General features: G+C 38.1%; 14 protein-coding genes and 3 tRNA genes. 6 read left to right on the plus strand and 11 right to left on the minus strand.

The genetic code is table 11. From position 1 onward, the window contains the following. Positions 1 to 219: 219 nt before the first annotated feature. Both csdA and csdE read left to right on the plus strand, forming a co-directional pair. Positions 220 to 1,431 (plus strand): cysteine desulfurase CsdA, encoded by a 1,212-nt coding sequence (gene csdA / locus QSH13_RS12340; RefSeq protein ID WP_109396191.1) that lies wholly within the window; start codon positions 220 to 222, stop codon positions 1,429 to 1,431. A 5-nt stretch (positions 1,432 to 1,436) separates the two neighbouring features. Beyond that, positions 1,437 to 1,889 carry a cysteine desulfurase sulfur acceptor subunit CsdE gene (gene csdE, locus QSH13_RS12345; RefSeq protein ID WP_109396192.1) on the plus strand — a complete coding sequence of 151 codons (453 nt, stop codon included), beginning with the start codon at positions 1,437 to 1,439 and terminating at the stop codon, positions 1,887 to 1,889. Between the two features lie 155 nt (positions 1,890 to 2,044). Here csdE and tcdA read toward each other — a convergent pair whose 3' ends face one another. Both tcdA and mltA read right to left on the minus strand, forming a co-directional pair. Then, positions 2,045 to 2,857 (minus strand): tRNA cyclic N6-threonylcarbamoyladenosine(37) synthase TcdA, encoded by an 813-nt coding sequence (gene tcdA, locus QSH13_RS12350; RefSeq protein WP_109396296.1) that lies wholly within the window; start codon positions 2,855 to 2,857, stop codon positions 2,045 to 2,047. Between the two features lie 110 nt (positions 2,858 to 2,967). Further along, on the minus strand, positions 2,968 to 4,062 hold the full coding sequence (gene mltA / locus QSH13_RS12355) for a murein transglycosylase A (RefSeq protein WP_109406938.1): 1,095 nt from the start codon (positions 4,060 to 4,062) through the stop codon (positions 2,968 to 2,970). 293 nt (positions 4,063 to 4,355) lie between these two features. Between mltA and QSH13_RS12360 the strand changes: the two genes are divergently transcribed. The 3 genes from QSH13_RS12360 (at position 4,356) to QSH13_RS12370 (ending at position 4,638) form a co-directional block, all read left to right on the plus strand. Next, positions 4,356 to 4,432 (plus strand) — tRNA-Met (locus QSH13_RS12360). A 30-nt stretch (positions 4,433 to 4,462) separates the two neighbouring features. Beyond that, positions 4,463 to 4,539: transfer RNA gene (locus QSH13_RS12365), tRNA-Met, on the plus strand. Between the two features lie 22 nt (positions 4,540 to 4,561). After that, positions 4,562 to 4,638 (plus strand) — tRNA-Met (locus tag QSH13_RS12370). A gap of 209 nt (positions 4,639 to 4,847) precedes the next feature. Here QSH13_RS12370 and amiC read toward each other — a convergent pair. Then, positions 4,848 to 6,110, minus strand: coding sequence for an N-acetylmuramoyl-L-alanine amidase AmiC (amiC, locus tag QSH13_RS12375; protein WP_109396194.1), 1,263 nt, complete (start codon positions 6,108 to 6,110; stop codon positions 4,848 to 4,850). Positions 6,111 to 6,350: 240 nt separating this feature from the next. Between amiC and argA the strand changes: the two genes are divergently transcribed. Then, positions 6,351 to 7,685 (plus strand): amino-acid N-acetyltransferase, encoded by a 1,335-nt coding sequence (gene argA, locus QSH13_RS12380; RefSeq protein ID WP_109396195.1) that lies wholly within the window; start codon positions 6,351 to 6,353, stop codon positions 7,683 to 7,685. A gap of 71 nt (positions 7,686 to 7,756) precedes the next feature. Here the strand turns inward: argA and recD are convergent, their stop codons facing one another. The 8 genes from recD to QSH13_RS12420 are packed head-to-tail and all read right to left on the minus strand — an operon-like array spanning position 7,757 to position 21,503. Beyond that, positions 7,757 to 9,667 (minus strand): exodeoxyribonuclease V subunit alpha, encoded by a 1,911-nt coding sequence (gene recD / locus QSH13_RS12385; protein WP_286039223.1) that lies wholly within the window; start codon positions 9,665 to 9,667, stop codon positions 7,757 to 7,759. 2 nt (positions 9,668 to 9,669) lie between these two features. Then, positions 9,670 to 13,281, minus strand: coding sequence for an exodeoxyribonuclease V subunit beta (gene recB / locus QSH13_RS12390; protein WP_286039224.1), 3,612 nt, complete (start codon positions 13,279 to 13,281; stop codon positions 9,670 to 9,672). After that, on the minus strand, positions 13,278 to 16,166 hold the full coding sequence (gene ptrA / locus QSH13_RS12395) for a pitrilysin (RefSeq protein ID WP_286039225.1): 2,889 nt from the start codon (positions 16,164 to 16,166) through the stop codon (positions 13,278 to 13,280). The genes recB and ptrA overlap by 4 nt, the downstream gene beginning before the upstream one ends. A gap of 15 nt (positions 16,167 to 16,181) precedes the next feature. Continuing rightward, positions 16,182 to 19,565, minus strand: coding sequence for an exodeoxyribonuclease V subunit gamma (recC, locus tag QSH13_RS12400; protein WP_286039226.1), 3,384 nt, complete (start codon positions 19,563 to 19,565; stop codon positions 16,182 to 16,184). 15 nt (positions 19,566 to 19,580) lie between these two features. After that, entirely contained in the window at positions 19,581 to 19,922 is a 342-nt protein-coding gene (locus tag QSH13_RS12405) for a hypothetical protein (RefSeq protein WP_228407156.1), read from the minus strand. Further along, positions 19,910 to 20,371 carry a DUF2509 family protein gene (locus QSH13_RS12410; RefSeq protein WP_109406933.1) on the minus strand — a complete coding sequence of 154 codons (462 nt, stop codon included), beginning with the start codon at positions 20,369 to 20,371 and terminating at the stop codon, positions 19,910 to 19,912. Before QSH13_RS12410 ends, QSH13_RS12405 begins: the two co-directional genes overlap by 13 nt. Continuing rightward, positions 20,368 to 21,012, minus strand: coding sequence for a prepilin peptidase-dependent protein (locus QSH13_RS12415; RefSeq protein ID WP_235375952.1), 645 nt, complete (start codon positions 21,010 to 21,012; stop codon positions 20,368 to 20,370). Before QSH13_RS12415 ends, QSH13_RS12410 begins: the two co-directional genes overlap by 4 nt. Beyond that, complete coding sequence (locus QSH13_RS12420; RefSeq protein WP_109406944.1) at positions 21,006 to 21,503, minus strand: potassium:proton antiporter; 498 nt, start codon at positions 21,501 to 21,503, stop codon at positions 21,006 to 21,008. Before QSH13_RS12420 ends, QSH13_RS12415 begins: the two co-directional genes overlap by 7 nt. Positions 21,504 to 21,547 lie beyond the last annotated feature (44 nt).

Raw genomic sequence — 21,547 nt, forward strand, 5'->3', positions numbered from 1 at the left:
ATTAAAACAAGAGAAAAATAGGATATTAATCTGATCTCAGTGATTTTTTATTGTGTGAACTTTCATCACCTTAATCATGTTATTATAGGCGAGATAACTCATAACACACTGATGCTCTCTGGTTTCCGTTATAAATAAATATAATTAACTGTATAATCTATACGCCTTATTTTAATGACAAATCGCGAAAATTTATTCGTCTACCAATACAGCCTAACTATGAACCTATTTTCACCTGATTTATTTCGACAACAATTTCCTGCTCTTAAAGAAAAGACGATTTACCTCGATAGTGCAGCAACTGCATTAAAGCCTCTCGCCATGATAGAGGCCTCAGATGCATTTTATCGCCATAACTTTGCAACGGTTCACCGTAGCCAATATCAGCATGCTAGAGAAACAACGCAACAATATGAAGCAACGCGTCAACAAGTTGCCGAATTAATCAAGAGTGCTGATAGTGATACGATTATTTGGACAAAAGGCACCACAGAATCACTCAACTTTATTGCTCAAGGTTATTTTCGTCCACGCTTACAAGCAGGTGATGAAATAATTGTTAGTGAGCAAGAACATCATGCAAATCTTATTCCTTGGTTGATACTGGCCGAACAAACCGGCGCACGAGTGATCCGCTGGGCAATTGAGGATCATTTTTTACCTTCAATTAATAGTTTAAATACATTGATCAATAAGCGGACACGAATTGTTGCAGTTAGCCAAATGTCGAATGTAACAGGTGCTCAAATTGCATTAGATAAGGTATCTCAATGCGTTCATCAACATGATAATTGCTTACTTGTTGTCGATGGCGCGCAAGGTATTGCACATCACCCAACGGATGTCACAGCACTTGATCTTGATTTCTATGTTTTTTCCGCTCATAAACTTTATGGTCCTAATGGATTAGGTGTTTGTTATGGCAAACGAAAACATTTAGAAGACATGGCTCCTTGGCATGGAGGCGGAAAAATGCTAACTAACGCAACATTTAACGGATTTACTCCAGCCCCTATTCCTCAACGTTTTGAAGCGGGAACACCTAATGTTGCAGGTGTTATTGCATTTTCAGCCACATTAGCATGGTTAGAAAAACAAGATATGCATCATGCTAACCAATATGCTCTTGAGCTTGCAGAAGAAACAGAAAAACGTCTCAGTGAGTTAAATGGTTTTATCAGTTATCGAGCGCCCAATTCATCGGTTGTTTCCTTCAATTTCGAAGGTGTTCATCACAGTGATTTAGCAACATTAATCACAGAGAAAGGTATTGCATTACGCACTGGGCAACACTGCGCACAGCCTCTTATTGATTCATTAAACATTTCAGGCTGTTTACGCATTTCTTTTATGCCTTATAATCAACATGCTGATATTGATGCTTTTATTAATGCCGTTAAATTTGCGCTAACACTCTTAAAAGATGAATAATTAAAATGAATAACAACACACCTCTGCTTGCAACTCAGCACCCATTTGGTCATGAAATCACTTTAGAAGCATTACTCAATGATTTCCAAAAACTAAAAGCGTGGGAAGACAAATATCGCCAATTAGTTCAACTCTCACGTAAATTACCCGCATTACCTGATGAATTAAAAACAACAGAAAAAGAGATCAAGGGATGTGAGAACAGAGTGTGGTTAGGTGCCAAATTAAATAATGATGGTAAATACCATATTTATGGTGATAGTGATGGCCGTATTGTAAAAGGCTTATTGACTATTATTTTAGCCGCTGTTGAGAATAAAACAGCGCAGGAAATAGCTGATATCGATATGTTAGCTATTTTTGATCAATTAGGATTGGCTAATCAAATTAGCCAATCTCGCACAGACGGAGTGAATGCGATTATCGCACGATTAAAATCACTCACCTCACAGTATTAAGTTTTATACTGTGACTGCTCCCCGCCCTGTCGGGCGAGGGTTTACGGCGTTTTTCGCTAAATAATTCAAGGTGTAGCTAGGCGACAAGTAAATGAGTCACTAGGAGCATCAGTATGCGACTAGTGCGATTGAGCACCGTCAATAACACGACAACTTCAAATACGACGAGTACGTTGAGCCTTCGCTAACATCTTCTTCAATGCATGAGACACCGCAATAAAACCAAATGACGCCGTTACCATCGTTACAGCACCAAAACCGGCTGAACAATCCATTCGTTTCACACCATCAGCTGTACTTTTTGCCGCACAAACCGTACCATCGCCTTGTGGATAAACTAATTGTTCTGTTGAGAAAACACAGTCGATCCCTAATTTTCCCTTACTATTTTTTACAACATTAAAATCAGATTTCAAACGCTCTCTTAATTTAGCCGCTAAAGGATCTTGAATTGTTTTTGCTAAATCAACCACTTGGATCTGAGTTGGATCAATTTGCCCACCAGCACCACCCGTGGTGATCACTGGAATTTTATAACGGCGACAATACGCTAATAATGCAGCCTTTGGCCTTACACTATCAATGGCATCAATGACATAATCAAAGTTGTTATTCATCATTTCAGCAACATTATCAACCGTGACAAAATCATCAATACTGGTCACTTTGCATTCTGGATTGATTTCTAAAATACGTTGTTTCATCACATCGCATTTTGGTTGCCCTACGCTTTCTTTTAACGCATGTATTTGCCGATTAGTGTTCGTCACACACACATCATCCATATCAATTAAAGTGATAGCACCAATACCACTACGAGCTAGTGCTTCAGCCGCCCAACTACCGACCCCTCCTATACCCACGACACAGATATGAGCCTGAGCAAAATAAGACAACGCTTTTTGCCCATAAAGTCGCCCTATTCCAGAAAAGCGTTGTAAATATGAATCTGATAATGAATTTTGCATGATGCGATAACAACCTAAATAACAGAAATAATCATGGCTATTAATATCAATAGCCATGTCGTGAATATAATTTTACCGTTTATAACGAGCAGATAAATAGTAAATCGTTTTTATGATGAAGGGTTTAATGAGTTAAGTTGTGATTTTTTTAATACCCAAACTCGCCCATAATGATTATAGAAACCTGCCATATGACCAGCATCTTTACCAATTCCATGATAAATATCGAAATGATGGCCTTTAATTGCTCCCCCTACATCTAATGCCACCATTAAACGCATTTGATATTCACCTGTAAATTTACCCGTATCATCAAGTAGAGGAATTTCAGCAAGTAACACCGTTCCGGCTGGAATAATACTTCTGTCAGAAGCCACAGAGGCAAGTGCAACAAGCGGGATAGCACTGGCGCCTCTAACAGGTGTAAAAGGTTCTGGTTTGAAAAAAACAAACGATGGGTTTTCTTCTAATAATTTTCTCACTTCAGCATCATTGTGCTTATCTGCCCAATCTCTAATAGCGAGCATCGACATATCTTTTCTTTCTACTTCACCATTATCAATAAGCACCTTACCAATACTGCGATAAGGATGTCCGTTTTTCCCTGCATAACCAAAGAACGTTAAAGGTTTGCCATCACCAAAATCAACATAACCACTTCCCTGAACTTCCATCATAAAATTATCCATAATGGAGTTACTGTACGCTGCAATTAAAGATGGACTTAATGCACCATTATAAATAGCTGCACGAGAAGGTAATTTTGAACGACTATTAGTAGGCATTTTATAAAGAGGATATTGGAATTCACCTTGTTGCGTTAAACGAGCTTCAAGAACAGGTGTATAATATCCAGTAAACTGAACATTACCGTACTTATCAACCCCTTCCATTTGAAATGCAGAAAGATTGAACTGACGTAATTGTCTGGTATCTGCACCAGAACGTAACCAGTTTTCAACTGCCTGATAAGTCTCTTTATTACTATTATACAAACGAGATGATGTCTGGTTTATCTGACTTACTTGTTGTAAGTAATCAGGGCCATTAATGGGGGTACCTTGCGTGTTTGGCGAACTTACTTCAATGAGATCTTGCTTAAGCTTTCCATCTTTATACTGTTGCCCTTGCTCTGTTGGACGATGACATCCTGACAAGGCAAGCGCTAACATACCTAAAATTAACGATTTTCGCCAAGTAACCATTTTTGACCCGCTTAATAACTAAATTTGAGTGTCGATTTTGAGTTAGAAAGATACCAAAGCAAAATCAATAAAGATATGAATATACTAATTGTAAAGACTTTCTATTATCACCCAATCAATATGACTTTTAAACATCAAGTATATACTCTAAATAATTTGAAGCATGACGAGTATAACTGCCTAAATTTGCATCTTGATGTGTTATTTCTGACCGTTTTTAAAAGAAAACTGTAAAAATTTCATAAAAAACTTGCAACTCGGCAGATCCTGAGTATAGTGCCCCTCTGTGGAGACGCGGGGTGGAGCAGCTTGGTAGCTCGTCGGGCTCATAACCCGAAGGTCGTCAGTTCAAATCTGGCCCCCGCAACCAATTCACAAAGCAGTAAGTTATAGTATCAGTCGCGGGATGGAGCAGCATGGTAGCTCGTCGGGCTCATAACCCGAAGGTCGTTGGTTCAAATCCAGCTCCCGCAACCAATTCTATAAACAACAATTCAGTCGCGGGATGGAGCAGCATGGTAGCTCGTCGGGCTCATAACCCGAAGGTCGTTGGTTCAAATCCAGCTCCCGCAACCAATTTCTCTTCAAAATAGCCTCTTAATCTACTTTCTCTCTTAATTTACAAACCTAATTATATCACTCATAGATTTGCGTCATTCACTGTTATTTATTTCAATAACACATTGTATTAGATGGATTTATTGTATTAAAAATACAATAAAAAATCCCAATAGAAAGCGTATAAGATTGACTTTCTACTGGAATAGAAAAAAATATGAAAAAAATTAGCTACGATCAGCTAATGTTAATTCGCCACCATTAGCGAAATAAGCTTTGATCCCTTTGAAAATAGATTCTGCAATCTGTTGCTGGAATTTAGCTGTTTTTAGTTTTTTCTCTTCTTCAATATTACTGATAAAAGCAGTTTCTACTAAGATGGATGGGATCTCTGGCGCTTTTAATACCGCAAAACCGGCCTGATCGACTTTATTTTTATGCAGTTTATTAATACCGCCTAATAACTTAAGCACTTCACTACCAAATTTTAGGCTATCATTAATAGTCGCCGTTTGCACAAGATCAAGCATTGCATGGTCTACATACCGATCGCCACTTTTACTCACGCCACCAATTAAGTCAGACTCATTTTGTGTTTGAGCAAGATAGCGTGCTGTATTACTTGTTGCGCCCGTTTTTGATAATGCAAAAACAGATGAACCTCTTGCTGCACGATTTGTAAACGCATCAGCATGGATAGAGACAAATAAATCCGCTTGCATTTTTCTCGCTTTAGCAACACGTACTGTCAATGGGATAAAGACGTCTTCATTACGTGTCATATACGCCTTCATTTTGGCATCTTTATCAATAAGCGTTCTTAAACGACGAGCAATTTGTAAAACCACATCCTTTTCACGTGTTTTATATTTACCAATTGCCCCCGGATCCTCTCCACCATGGCCAGGGTCGATCATGATAATAATAGGTCTATCGCGCCCTGCTCTACCCGGTTTACGGGTATCCGTTTGTGCCGGCACAGCTTGCTGTAAATCACCATCGTTATATTCACGCAAGAGTGCTAAGAGAGGATCATCTTCAGTGTCAGCACCATGGCTTGGATAGAAATCTAATACCAAACGGTTTTTAAATTCAGCCACAGGTTTAAGCGTAAACATTTGTGGTTGTACAGGCGTTTTTACTTCAAATACCAGTCGTACTGTTTTAGGTGTATTTTGACCAACGCGAATAAGCTTTAAATACGGATCGCTAGTCTGAACCTGATTAGCGACACCTTTCAGTACGCTATTAAGTTGAATACCTTCTAAATCCACCACAATACGTTCAGGATTTGATAATGCAAACTGACGATATTTCAGTGGCGTACTGGATTCTATAGTCACGCGAGTATAAGTCGAGGCAGGCCAAACCCTCACAGCAACAATAGATGCTGTGGCAGCAAAACCAGCAGGACTAACACTTAACAATAATAACGCGCCAATTCCTTTAACAAGACGACGACGAGTTTGATTGTGCTCAGAATGACTCATGAAAATATTCCAAAAAAACGATTAACGTCAATAAACTCTAAAAAGAGATAAAAAAAGTTAAGAACAAAAAACTTTACCCAATCCACACTTCACTGTCACTTAAAAACAGCACAATTACTCACTTTTACACGAATATTCTGCCTTCAGGTAAAACAATAAGATAGGATTTTACTTGCCATTCCTCCTCAAAAAGAATAAAAATACATTAAATGCGAATAAAAATTCACTTGAGAGGGTTTTATGAAAGAGCGTAGCACCGAATTGGTCGATGGATTCCGCCACTCGGTTCCGTATATTAATGCACATAGAGGCAAAACATTTGTCATTATGTTGGGTGGCGAAGCCATTGCTCACGAAAATTTCCCATCCATCATTAATGATATTGGGTTGTTACATAGCCTAGGTATTCGTTTAGTGGTTGTTTATGGTGCTCGCCCACAAATTGATGCTGCTCTTGAAGTACAAAAAGTATCTCCGATTTATCATAAACATACGCGTATCACAGATAGTAAAACCTTAGAAATCGTGAAACAAGCTGCAGGTACATTGCAACTCGATATTACAGCTCGCCTATCAATGAGTTTAAGTAATACTCCATTACAAGGTGCCCATATTAATGTTGTCAGTGGTAACTTTGTTATCGCGCAACCATTAGGGGTTGATGATGGCGTTGATTACTGTCATAGCGGAAAAATTCGTCGTATTGATGAAGAAGCAATTCATCGCCAGTTAGACAGTAATGCTATTGTATTAATTGGCCCTGTTGCAGTCTCTGTTACGGGGGAAAGCTTTAATCTTACCTCAGAGGAAGTGGCAACACAGCTTGCGATAAAACTTAAAGCACAAAAACTAATTGGTTTTTGCTCATTTCAAGGTGTTGCCGATGAAGAAGGCCACATTGTTTCTGAACTGCTACCTAATCAAGCCGAAGATAAAATTCTAGAACTACAAACAGAAGGTGATTACCATTCAGGCACAGTAAGATTCTTACGGGGAGCGGTTAAAGCCTGTCGTCGAGGTGTAGAACGCAGCCACTTACTAAGTTATCAATCTGATGGTGCTCTTATTCAAGAATTATTCTCTCGTGATGGTATTGGTACTCAAATCGTCATGGAGAGTGCAGAGAAAGTTCGTAGAGCAAATATTAATGATATTGGTGGCATACTCGAACTTATTCGCCCATTAGAACAGCAAGGTATTTTAGTCAGACGCTCAAGAGAACAATTGGAAATTGAAATTGATCAATTTACTATTATTGAACGCGATAATATGACTATTGCATGTGCAGCGCTCTACCCTTATCCATCAGAAAAAATTGGCGAAATGGCGTGTGTGGCAGTACATCCAGATTATCGTAGCTCTTGCCGTGGTGAAGTTTTGCTACAACGGATTTCAGCACATGCTAAGCAATTAGGGTTAGAAAAGCTGTTTGTTCTAACAACTCGCAGCATACACTGGTTTCAAGAAAAAGGATTTGAACCTGCTGAAATTGATAAGTTGCCCATTGAAAAACAAGCACTTTATAATTACCAACGTCGCTCTAAAATTTTGATTTTAGACTTACATAAAGAGTAATTAATCATCATAAAAAAAGACAGGCCCCCTCTCAATGCCTGTCTTTTTTATTTTCTATTATTCACTAACAGCTAATAACGTAATTTATCAATTAATCCGCTTCGACGTTGAATACGTGTGTGTATTGCCATTCTCACCATAGACTCTGAAGCATAAAGAGAAAGCTTCTGTTTAGCACGTGTTAATGCGGTATACAGCAATTCACGACTAACAACAGGTGAAAACTTATCGGGTAGTACTAACGCTGTATGGGTAAATTCAGAACCTTGTGATTTATGCACTGTCATTACATATGCCGTTTCATGTTGTGGTAATCGACTCGGTTGGATCGCTTTCAACTTTCCATCAGGTAGTTGAAAAAAAGCCTTCATGTCACCTTCATCGTTATTGAGCATAATGCCAATATCACCATTAAACAGACCTAATGTACTATCATTTCGTTGGATCATAATGGGGCGTCCAATATAATCACTTTGATAACTATTTGTAGGACGGCGGATCAATCGCTGGCGATGCAATAACATTTCAATTCTGTCATTTAACCCACTCACACCAAAAGGGCCTTCTCTTCGCGCACACAATAAACGGTATTGGTTAAATGCATTAAGAATAATATCAGGTGAGGCTTTTTGAGAAACTAAAGTGAGGTATTCTCGATAGGCATTAACGGCATCTTGAATCATCAGTAAATAACTTTCTTTTGACTCCAAAGCAATAAAGCTCACATCTTGGGGCTCTAATGCTATTTCAAGCTGTTGTGGACTAATCTCTGCTTTTTTTAGTAACGTAATCGCTGTTTTGGTCTGCCCTTTATTAACCGCAAAAGCCAGTTGCCCTATCCCTGAATCTTCACCAAAACGATAACTTTTACGTAATAGACACAGAGAGTCACTGACGACAGATACTGGCGTTTGAGAAACTGGAATAATATCCGTAGATTTAACCAATTCACCTTGAGTTAAGTGATTAATCTGCTCAAATCTTTTTTGACTGAAACCATCTTCAGCAAAACGGCAGATATCACCTAATACAGCACCTGCCTCAACAGAAGCAAGTTGGTCTTTATCACCTAAGAAAATAACATGACATTTTAATGGAAGCGCATCAATCAAACGCGCCATCATAGGTAAATCAACCATTGAGGCTTCATCAACAACTAAAATATCAAGCTGTAATGGATTATCTTTATGGTAGCGCACTTGCTGGCTTTCAGGTTGAGCACCTAATAAGCGATGAATAGTTTGTGCCTGCTTTGGCATCCATTTATTTTCTTCTTCACTTAAATTAAGTTGCGCTAAGGCGTTACCTAAAGATTCCGTTAATCTTGCTGCCGCTTTACCTGTAGGAGCGGCTAATTGAATAATTGGTTTTTCATTCGATGTGAGCATCACAAAAGCAGCTAAAATTTTAGCAACGGTTGTCGTTTTACCTGTTCCTGGACCGCCAGAAATAATGGAAATAGGGCTGGTGATAGCAACGCTGGCAGCTATTTTTTGCCAATTTGTTTCTTGGTTTTCTTTCGTTGCTGGAAAAAGTTGGTTGAGTACCTTAATTAATTCATTTTCATCAATATCAACAATAGCCTGATCACGCCTAAAAAACTGAGCAACTTTCTCTTCATAACTCCACATTCTTTGTAGATAAAGATATTCATTATCTAAAATAATGGGAAAGGGGGAATCATCGCGACTTTGACTAACGCAATGACAATGAGTCAACTCTTCTACTATTTGTTTAGCAGAAGGTTTACCCATTTTTTGCCAAATCTCTTGTGCAAACTCTTTTTGTCTACCATCGAATAATTGATCTTTTTGAATAATATTCAATGGTAAACAAACGTGACCCGCTCCAGTTTGAGCACTCAAATAAGCAAATACAAACAGCAAAATAGGGTTTTCATCTTCAACCAGCATTTGTGCAAATCGAAGATCTAAAGGTCGTAATAAGTTTTGTGTAATCGCTTGTTCTAAGAGTTTGATCATTTTTATTTCTCACCGACTACATCTGGTTTGCTACTTTGTCCTGTAAATAGTGAATCTAATGCCAAAACAAAAGCTTCATCAGGCAAATAGGCATAAACACCATTTCCAGGGTGTGCTTTGTCTATACCACGTAAAAAGAGGTAATAAATTCCGCCAAAGTGACTTTTGTAATCATAATCAGGGATGCGCTGTTGTAAAAAGCGATGTAACGCTAAGGTATAGAGTTGATATTGTAAATCGTAGCGATGATCCATCATTGCATTCATCATCGCTTCTTGTGTGTAATCCTCACTCGATTCACCTAACCAATTCGATTTATAATCCACAACATAGTATTTACCTTCCCAAGAAAAGACCAAGTCAATAAAGCCTTTAAGCATCCCTTCTACTTGTTGAAATTGCAGAGCTGGACAACGTCTTGACAGAGGGTCAAACTGACTAATTAACTGAGTTAATTGGGCTGATGATAGCTCTTTCTCAATAGGTAAATAGAACTGTAACTCATCAAGTTGTTGTGATTTTGGGATATCAGCCAAGCACAACCCTTGAGAATTAAGCGGTGTATGAAACAGTGTTTCCATCCATGTAACTAAAAGGGGAGCCCACTTTTCATCAAAACCTTGAACGCTCAATTGTTCTTGCATCCACTGTTCATCAATAGGTTGCGAAAAATCTAATACTTCCAGCAAACTATGTAAGAACGTTCCTGCGACTGCACCACGAGGGAAATGATGAATAGAGTTTTCATCAATCTCTTCTTGTCGTTTCTCACCTTTAGCATCTGTATCAAGCCCTGGTGCGATAGATTGCACCAAAGCCTCAATATCACCTAAATCAAAATGATAATGACGATTTGAATGCTGATAGGTTAATCCTGAATAACTTGTTATACGCCAATTATCATGGATCTGACGTTTAAATATAGCAGCTTCAAGGTTGGTTTCAGGGGATAATTGAGGTTGATAGCGATGCGCTGATATATTATCAAGCGTTGTAACACTGATATTATCATCTAATAAGGCATGAATTGCTTGATGCAATAATTCACTATTACCTTCTTCGCCTTGCTGTAATAAATACCCTAAAGCATTTTTATGCAAATCAGTAAGCCCAGACTTACGTTTATTCCCTTTGACAAGAGGAGCTACACCAACATAACAGCAAAATTTAGATCGCGTTAATGCCACATAAAGTAAGCGTAAATCTTCAGCTAAGCGCTCTTCATCCGCTAAGCGTAAACTTTCAGGTCGGCTAAAAATATCTAATTTTGCGTAAAATTTATCTCTATCATGATAAAGAGCCCCTTTTTGCTCTTGGTAATTACAAGCAAAAGGTAAGCAAACAATAGGATATTCAAGACCTTTAGATTTATGGATAGTACAAATTCGCACAAGATTTCGGTCACTTTCCAAACGCATTTGTTGGCTTTCAGATTGCGCATCAGGATGAGAAATCTGTTGTGCTAACCAACGAATAAGAGCATGTTCACTATCGAGTTGTAATGATGTTTCTTGTAATAACTCACCAATATGCATGATATCGGTAAGCCGGCGTTCGCCATCAATACTTGCGAGTAAATTTTCTGCAATTTGATTATCCATCATGATTTTGCGCAACATTGGTAAAACACCACGCTTTTGCCATAATACATAATAATCAGCAAACTTCTCCACGTAACTATTCCAGTGAGCCTCACTGCGGTTCAAATCATCAATTTGCTTTGCGCTAAAACCAAATAATCGGCTGGCTAACGAAGCCCTTAAAACTCGCTCTTTTTCAGGTGTTACAACCGCTTGTAATAACCAAAGTAGATCTTTAGCTTCGTTGGTTTCAAAAACACTTTCACGATTGGATAAAAATACTGACTGTATTGAAAGTAAATTCAATGCATCACGGATCAGTATCGCTTCTCTACGGCTACGCACCAATACCATAATATCAGCAGACGTAACTGTTTTTTTTGCATTTTGCTCAATCAACCAAGCCTGTTGCTGATCCCCTGCTGATAACCAATCACGAATTTGTGCGGCACATTGTGCTGCCATAATTTGCTCATAATTTCCCGTAGAAACACTTTCGCCTTCAGCAAGCCAAAAATTAAAAGGTGAAACCGGTTTATCATGGTAAACAAAGGCCATGTCTTGATTTTTTTCAGCCGAGCTTACTTCAATAAAAGGGATATGCTCAAATAAAAAAGGGGTATTAGAACGCATAAAAAGCTTGTTAACGGCATTCACCATACCCGGCGCAGAGCGCCAGTTAGTATTTAATGTATAGTGATGAGATGTCTGCTTTCGAGCTTGAATATAAGTAAAAATATCCGCCCCCCGGAAAGCATAAATTGCCTGTTTGGGATCACCAATAAACAACAACCCACTGTTTTCATACTCACCATAAATCGCATCAAAAATACGATATTGTTGGGGATCCGTATCTTGGAATTCATCGATCATTGCAACAGGATAGCGTTCACGAATAGCTTGCGCTAAAGCTTCACCACCTTCACGTTTCAATGCTCTATCTAAACGTGTTAATAAATCATCAAATCCCATTTCACCGCGACGCATCTTTTCATTTTCAATGCCTTGGCGTATTTCAGGGATCGCATTGACCAGAATAACATCACGCAGAGTTAAGCTCTGCTTTGTTAATCGTTCAATTTCAACAAAAAGAATATGTTCTGGTGCTGGGCCTTTAGTGCTCTTCTCATTCAGCGTTTCTTGCGAAAAACGAACCAAACAATCTGGTAATTGATAGCTTTTCGTTTCTGATGTTGACGCCCACAAGGTTATTTCTTCAATCCATTTAGGTAAGAAACGACTGCTATAACTACGTTTATCAACACCCGAAGCTGTTATCCATGCTTCAACTTCATGTTGATGTGCATGCCAACGCGCTTTTACCTTGTTAATTGCTTCAATAACCGCTTGATGACGCTCTTTGACTGATTCATTTTCACTGTCTAATGCCACACCTTCAATTTCGGGCATTTCACCTTGTAAATAAGGCTGTATTTCATAAAGCAGTTGTTCAGGGCCAGACCAAATCTGGCTTACTGCATTAGCAACATCATAAGAAAGTGGATAACAATGACGGCGCCAGAAATCAGCACATACCCGTTTTTTGAGCTCATATTCATCTTGGATCAAGACTTGTTCAAACAAGACGCCTGATTCAAATGCATTGTTTGCCAACATACGCTGACAAAAACCATGAATAGTATAAATAGCCGCTTCATCCATTTGGCGCTCTGCTTCTAGCAACCATTGTGCCGCCAGCTCTTTATTAGGGATCTGTTTAAGTAACTCGTGGTAAGTATCATTGCAACTTTCAACATCGTGACGAATACAGGCAAGTCTTAGTTCATGGATATTTTTGCGAATACGTGCTCGTAATTCATCTGTCGCCGCATCCGTAAATGTCACAACTAAAATCTCTTCAACATTGAGAGGGCGGTAAAATGCAGACTCTCCGCCTAACCCAAGAAGCAACCGTAAATACAACAACCCGATTGTATAAGTTTTCCCTGTTCCTGCTGACGCCTCAATGAGGCGTCTTTGGTACAGCGGAAGTGTATACGGGTTTAGTGGCTGTGCCTGTATCACTTCACTCACTCTTTAATTTCCTCAATAGGTAAAGTTTTTTGTAATTCACTTACCGTAGCGTAACGTTTCCATTGTTTATTTTCAGCGTAATCAGCATCTTTGCCATCTTTACCAATAACTTGAGAGACAAAAATAAATCCGTTCGGTTTTATAATTGCTTTTTCGTAAAATTCAATAGCTTGTTTTAACGTTACTTTATTAAGCTCAGCCAAGAATTTTTCACGTCCATCATATTTTAAGTTATTACGATGGAAGTCATTTCGATAAAGAGAAACTTCTTCATAGAATGTTTGAGGTGGTTGTTTAACTTCAGTAATAATCGCCTGTTTATACTGATTAAAATCAGCTTCACTCATTTTTTTCAAACGTTCGTAAGCTTGTTGATAAAATGCGTTATAGCGCTTATTTAAGTAGACAGGTGGTTTGGCATTACTTTGCAGTAAAAAGCCGATCCCTGATTGTTCACCCATAGAGCTTGGGTAAGCAAATACCGCATAACCTAGCTGCTCTTCTGTTCTTAATTGATCATAAAACCAAGGTTTGATAACAGACGCTAGCACTGAAGAAATAGCTTGACCTTCAAGACGGCTATAACCTATTGGGATATAAAGCTCACCTAATGCATTATCTGTACTCTTCGATTTACTTTGGAATTCAACCGCATTTAATTTATTGAATACTAATGTTTCACCGATCCAATATTCTGTACCTTGATTACCTAATAATTCGTGTGCAGATTTAGCAATATCGCGACTTTGCTCTGGCGTTAAGTTACCAATAATCAGCGCTTGAAGTGCCGAGTTTTTAATTACTTCACGGCGATTATCAATAATATCTTGCAGTGTAATTGACTCTAATGCTTTGAGTTTGTCAGCTTCTTCATAATACGGGATCGTATTTAATCGGCGAGCCGGTAACATCGCTTCTTCAAATGCTTTTAAGTTATGAGTCACATCAAGTTGTTCACGATACCAAGATTTAGCTTGATCGAGCTCTTCTTGAGTTGATTCGAAACTCATATAGCTTTTCAGTGTAGCATTAACGAGTTCTGGTAAATGTTGTGTATAACCATTCATTGAAAAATCAATACCTTGTCCTGATGAGGATGAGATATTCATTCCAGCAACAGAAGCTTGGTAAGATAATTCACTTAATGCTAAACCAGCAAGATAATCCGTTAAAGTTTGTGTTACTTGTTGCTTAACAGTAATGTCTGATCCCTTATTCACTAAACTTAATGTCACACTGGCCTTTGGCTCATCAGAGAAATAATGTGATGGCATATAAAACAAGCGAGCGCTTTTATCTTGCCACAACAATTCTGGTTTGATGATTTTGTTATCCGCATCGATCAGAGAAAGATTATCAGGAATATAAGGATTAAGTGCTGGCAATGATAATGAAATATCATCCGATAATGTTTGCCATGTTTTTAATTGCTTATCTGTGATTCTATCAACCTGATAAGGGGCATTAACAAAGTAGGCTTGTTTATTAGAGGGCTCATTAGGGCTTATTACCCAAATACGCGCTTTCTCTGGTGTAAGAGAGTCAAGACGAGAAAGGATAGCTGAAGGCTCATACTTATCAGCAATATAACCCGCATTTAGGATATTTTTGATTGGATAACGCAACATCATATCCGAAATACCTTCTATGTAATTCATATCTCTTACAATAGAGCCATAACGGAATGAGAGATCTAATACATTCGCAATTTCATCAAAGTAACGTTGACTGATACCTTCCGTCTTAATTAAACGAATGTATGAAAAGATAGCGGAAATCACTTTGTCTTTTTGCGCTAAGCCTTTATCTGTCAGCGCAACATAAATCGTAAATGAGCCTTGATTCCGATCGATATAAGGCTCTGAAGATACACTAATACTTTCAGCTAAACCTTGATCTTGTAGCCATGTTGCCAATGTACCTGCACTAAGATTACCGATTAAATAACCAATATATTCATCAGATTTACTACGAAAATCAGCAACATTGTTATCTATACCAAACTCAATTTGTAAAGTCTTTTGCGGTTGAGCGGGTACTAAATGGATCATTAACCCTTTTTCTTTATCCGTCATAGCAGGTACTGTGGTGACGGGCACATCTGCCTTTTTATTCGGGATACGAGCGAAAGTATTTGCGGCTAATTTAGATAACTCATCGAGTGATTTATTACTATAAATAACACCATTCATTAAATTACCAGAATAGTGTTTTTGATAGAATTTAATCAATTCATCTTGAAGCTTACTATTTGGTTTATCACTTAATGTCTCTAAGTTCCCCCCCATAAAGCGAGAACTTGGATGTAATGGATTTAACGTTTCAGCTCTGACTTGCCAAAAACGCATACCATCACGCGCACGCGCCATGGTTAATTCAGCATTAACCGCATTACGCTCACGATCTGCATTTTTAGGATCAAGTAAGGGTTCAGCTAAAGCATCAGCAAGGCGATCAACCGCTTCATCAATAGCACTATTTTCCACTTCTAAATAGAATGCAGTACGATAGGTCGTTGTACTGGCATTATGAGAGCCACCATTCTTTTGTAAGAATTCAGACATACTGCCTGATTGAGGATATTTCGCCGACCCCATTAGCACCATATGTTCTAAATAGTGAGCAAGACCTTGCTGGCTATCTGGATCTTCTAATGCGCCAACAGGTAATGCAACTGCCGTTAATGATTTAACTGCCTTTTCATCAGAAACCAGTAATACGGTCATTTCATTAGGTAGTTTAATCGCTTGATATTGCCGTGGATCACTCTCACTTTTTTCAATGCTATCAGGCAATACTTGCCAGAGTGGATCAACAGCAAAACTGTTGATGCTCAGTAGCATCAATAGCAACATAATCCATAGTTGCGAGCAGTATTTTCTCATCTGATATGAGCTCCCTTATTTTTTCAGAAATGGAATTATTGGTTTAAATATTGTTAACGCCGTCTGTTTGACTGTTTGTAAAAAAGGCTCGTCTAATTGAGAGAAGGCGCGCTGAACATACATGTCATTCATTTCACCATCTCGATTATAGCTATCCGTTAAATGTTGCATCAGTACTAATTCTGCTTTTTCTAGAGTCTCTTCATCATCAAGTAAAAACGCTTGTGATTTTTTATCATAGCAAGCTTGTAACCAAGCCCAGCCACTTTTCGCAAATAGCGCTAATGGGCTGTTTAACCCTTGTTTATAATCGCTGATTAAATTGTCTAATGTTGAATAGGCAAATTCAGGATCAACAGGTAATAAACACCATTGAGTCTCTTTTCTGCCGTAAAACCGACTCTCGCCAGCGCCCTCTTTTAAACAATAAACTAAGTGCTCAATCCAAAGCTGCAATAAATCATTAGCGGTTAAGCTGGCGGGTCGCCAACGTAATAAACCATCAGCTTGTACCTCATTTAAACGGCCAATCAGTGGCATTGCACTAAAGCTTTGCTCTAATGTGACAGAATGTGTGGCTGATCGTTCACTTCTTATCTTTTCAGCTAAAGGAAGTAACTCTTCTATTTGTTGCTCCCAATAAATTTGACCAAATGCGCTCGCCGGAAGTTGTCCAGCTGCTTTGATACGCTCAAACAAAGCGTCTGTTGAGCTTTGATCAATCAATGCCTTTAATAACCATTGATTCAATAGATACCGTTGAAGCGCATTTATCACAAATGGCTCTTCTTCCGGTAATTCTGTTTCTTCAATTACAAAGTTTGTTTTTAATCTTTGTTGGAAGAAAGCACGAATAGGATGACGATAAAAACGAGCTAGCTCATCAACAGAAACTTTATCTATTGTGTCATCATCATTAAGTGCTTCCGTAAAACATTGATGAATCTCCCCCTGCCCACTGGCAGCAGGTAGCCATTCAGAAGCATAAGAGCGAAAAGAAGCATCGATTCGGAAATTTTCTTGAGCAAAAGGAACACGGCTATGTTGTGTTAATAAATGCTGATTTATGCGAATTGCACTCTCATCGACATTGAGTTCACCATCTTCCGGCAAACGGAAGTTTTGCCCAATATAATCTTGTAACTCTTTGATTAAGACGGATGGGTTACATTCTCGATCGTCCCGTATCGATTTTCCGATATAACTAATATAAAGGTATTTTTCAGCTGAACTAAGCGCTTCAAGGAACAAATAGCGGTCATCATCACGACGTTTTCTATCACCACGACGGCGTTTTTCCGCCATTAAATCAAACCCTAACGGCTGAATATTACGAGGATAAATACCGTCGTTCATTCCTAATAGACACACTGCATTAAAGGGAATGGAGCGCATAGGCATTAATGTACAGAAATTAATGCTACCGGCTAAAAAACGCTGACTAATTTTTTCATCATCAAACCGAACTGTTAATTCATCACGAATAAGAACTAGCGGAATTTCATTTTGATATTGCGCTTTCAATCCATTTTCAATCACTTTTTGCCATTGTTGAATAATAAGCGCTAAGACTAATTCCGTTTCCTCATCAGATTCAAAAAAGGCATCAACTAATTGTTGTCCAACTTCTAGCCATGCTTCTAATGAACGAGTTTCACTTAAACGTGTACGCCACTCACTTAATGTATAAAGAAAATCAGCGAGATATCCTGCAAGTTCAGCAACTAAGCCACTGGACTCATCATAAGGAAGCACGCCTTTCCAAGGACCATTTTCACTTTCCATCGCATAACCAAGCAACATACGCAGTAAACCAAACTCCCACGTATTTTTACCCGTGATGGGTAATAAGAATGAAGCCACATTCTCATCATCTAATCCCCAACGTATGCCTGACTCATCGACCCAACGACGTAATAGTTTTAGTTCATTTTCAAAAATAGAGAAATGCCCAGCTAAAGCAGGAACTTCAAGCAATGCCAACACTTGTTCAGCGGTAAAACGACTTTGAGGAAGCTCTAACAACGTAATAAAAGCTTGCAATACTGGGTGTGCTTGACGAGCTTTTCTATCTGAAATTGCAAAAGGAAGATAACGTTCTGAAGGTGCATTACCAAACACAGCTTGAATATAAGGTGTATAGCTATCGATATCCGCAACCATCACAATAATATCACGTGGTAATAATTCAGGATCTTGCTCTAACAAATGCAGTAATTGATCTTGTAACACTTCCACTTCACGCTGTGGGCTATGGCTGGCATGAAAAGTCAGTGAGTTATCATCTGGTGAAATTACACGTTTATTTTCACTACACTCATACGTTTCAAGTGTTGTACCTAATTGCGAAAAATCTTCTAAATCAAGAATGTCAGCTTGCAATTGATGAAGTAAATTATCTCTTGGGATCTCAACAAATGCATCTAATACATCGGTATATTCAAGTTCAGAAAGAAAATAAAGGTTATCTTTACCCAGTTTCCCCCATGACGCTAATAGTGGATTGCCAATATTTTGTTCACCCTCATCATTAAATAACGAAGAAGCATTTTTTTCGTCTTTAAACCAAGGTGATTCATGTAATTGCTTATAATGACGTGGTTTTCTACTATTAAGACGAGAGAGAAATTTAGGATCTTGAATATCTCCCCAATAGTAACGGCAAGGGTTGGTAAAGAGTAAATAGATCTCGGTATGACGACCTATCGCTTGTAATGCCTGCAAGTAAACTTGAGGTAGAGCTGAAATCCCACAAATAAAAATACGGGGTGGAAAACAGTGTTGAAGCTCACCTTCTTCTGTATTATTTAATGTCGAAATAAATTGTTGATAAAGATTAGAACGGTGCCATTGAGGCTGATTAAGATCTTTTGTGTATTGCTGTAATGCTACCCACAATATTTTTTGCCAACGTTGATTTTCACTCAACCCTTCTATTAACTCATCTTTTTCCCACGAAGCTAACCAATCAGAACGATAAACTAAATATTGGTCAAATAAGTCAGCTACACGCCCTGCGAGCTGGTGAAGTTTACGTTTGTCTTCATCATCATCAAGGTAATGCAGTAAGGGGATAAATTCTTCATGAGGCAAAAATTCAGGAAGCAATGCCATTAATTTCCATGTCATTGCATCTTTAGAAAAAGCGCTTTCTTTAGGTATACCTGATAATACCCGAGTAAACATTTCCCAAATAAAAGTTGCTGGTAGTGGGTAACGGATATTAGCAGCAATACCCAAGCTTTCGGCAAGCTGAATTTGCAACCACTGAGACATTCCGGGGCTTTGTACAAGGATCACTTCTTGTTCAAAAGGAGAAGCAAGTGGCTTGGTCTGCATAAAGTGCACCATAAGCGACTTTAGTAATGACAACTGGTTTGAGTGATATATATGAAACATCAGATCCTCATCTTATTAATAGCATGACCAGTAATACAGCCTTATTTCGGGTAATAAATTATTAGCAACATAACCCTCTATTTGCTGGCAACCTTCAGACTGAAAAAGTGTGCGTATCATTATTTTGGGGTTAGCTACGAAATAGTCAGGTGATTTAGCAGACATTTGTTCAAATAAAACAAAAAGTTCCTGCCCTGCCTGCTGCATTTGAATTAATTGCTGAAAGTCAGCTTTTAATGATTGACTATACCCTATAATAGCGACAAAACTAATATTAAAAAACAGCAATATAAACATTGTATTAAGTAAAATAGAGCCACTTTCTGATTTATTTTGAATGTTATCTATAACACACACTCCTTATGCACTAATGGGCAATAATCTAGCCATCCATTTGGATGTGCAACAATGGATTTATTTTTGTTCTGCAAAAAATCAACCCATTGATAATGATATATTTTATAACCATTTAAGCTTTCTGCTTGTCCTTGCAATAAACCTTTTTCTAAAGAAATCAACAATAAACAGCTTATTATTTTAGGGTTTGCATGAAAATGACGACATTGCCATTTATTTAACTGTGACGATAAAATTTCCCAATTCTGTTTTATTCCCCACGCTAATGCAGATTCAGCAAATAAAAAAGCCTGTCGTGCTTGTAATTCTTGCATCACTATTTGTTGAGACTGCCTGTAATGATAAGCAAAATTCCCAAGCACCGATAAGCTCATAACAATAAACCCCATAACGACAAGTAAACTTGCAAATCCTTGCTCACTTTTATTGTAGATTGAATCAATACTCATAACGTAGTCACATTCCTTAACCGAATGTCATTTTCATAATGCAATTTCACCGTAGGATTTTGTTTTAAATAAGCTTTTAAAGAAACTGAGAGATAGAAAAATGGTTTCTTTTTGGTAAGATGTTGCCTTGAGTAAGGACGTAAAATAAACTCCGTCACTTCAATTTCATGACTTTCAAAAAATCGTTGCCATCCTGAAGAAGTGCAATCTTGTACGCCTCTTAATTGTTCTAGTTGCCCATTTTTAAGCCGATAACCAAAATAATCACTCTCTTTTGAAGAGGGCGCATCCCATCGACCATTGCCATTTACGTCATAAGCGAAAATAACACAGGTGTTTTTTTCTTGATAAGAATACTGCCCCATTTTTAATGGTGATATGTGCAATTCCTTTGACTGCGATACATGAGCACAATCACCCTGACAATATCCAGTGCGCCTTAATTGTGTTTCTAGTACTAATAACCTTTCCTTTAAAAAAATATCTAACTGATATTTCTGGTAAGAATGGAGCAGTGTATTCATGACTTGAGGATATGCCCGACTAATACAAAGAAATAGAACACCACTCATTGCCATGGCAAAAAGACATTCCATCAACATCATGCCAGATGAAAATGAAAATATTGATCGCTTTAGCATGGTGAAAACACCTTAATTTGCTGGCTACATGCTCTTATTCTGCCTAAAGATGAAATAACAATTTTCACTTCACTTTCTGAATGTTGAAGCACAAAACTCATTGGTCTTAAGGTTTGACGGATCCCCCCAAACGTAAAATTTGAAACTGTTGATTGTTTAAGTTGAATGCCAGAAGCTAATCGAAAAATTGTTTGTTTTTCAGTTGAGTACCGTAGAGGAAAAGGCATAGCGACGACTTTATTACTGGGTGATAAATGAAGTGATATTTTAATTTTTATATTGAACAGTAGCGCTTGTTGTCGTTGATATGAAAGAAATGCAATGGTTTCTCGCACACTATGTATCAATTGACGTTGGTGAGTGTATTGCTGATAGGTCGTGATTGATAAATAACTTAAAATCGAGGTGATCATCATGACAATCAGCATTTCAAGTAGGCTTATCCCCAATTCACTCTCTTGTTCAAGTTTACTTTTTAGGCTTATTTCCATATTACTGTTCCTTTTGCTCTCCTTTATAGCCAATAAAAGGATGC

Source organism: Proteus faecis, assembly GCF_030286765.1.
In the GTDB taxonomy this organism is placed as follows: domain Bacteria; phylum Pseudomonadota; class Gammaproteobacteria; order Enterobacterales; family Enterobacteriaceae; genus Proteus; species Proteus faecis.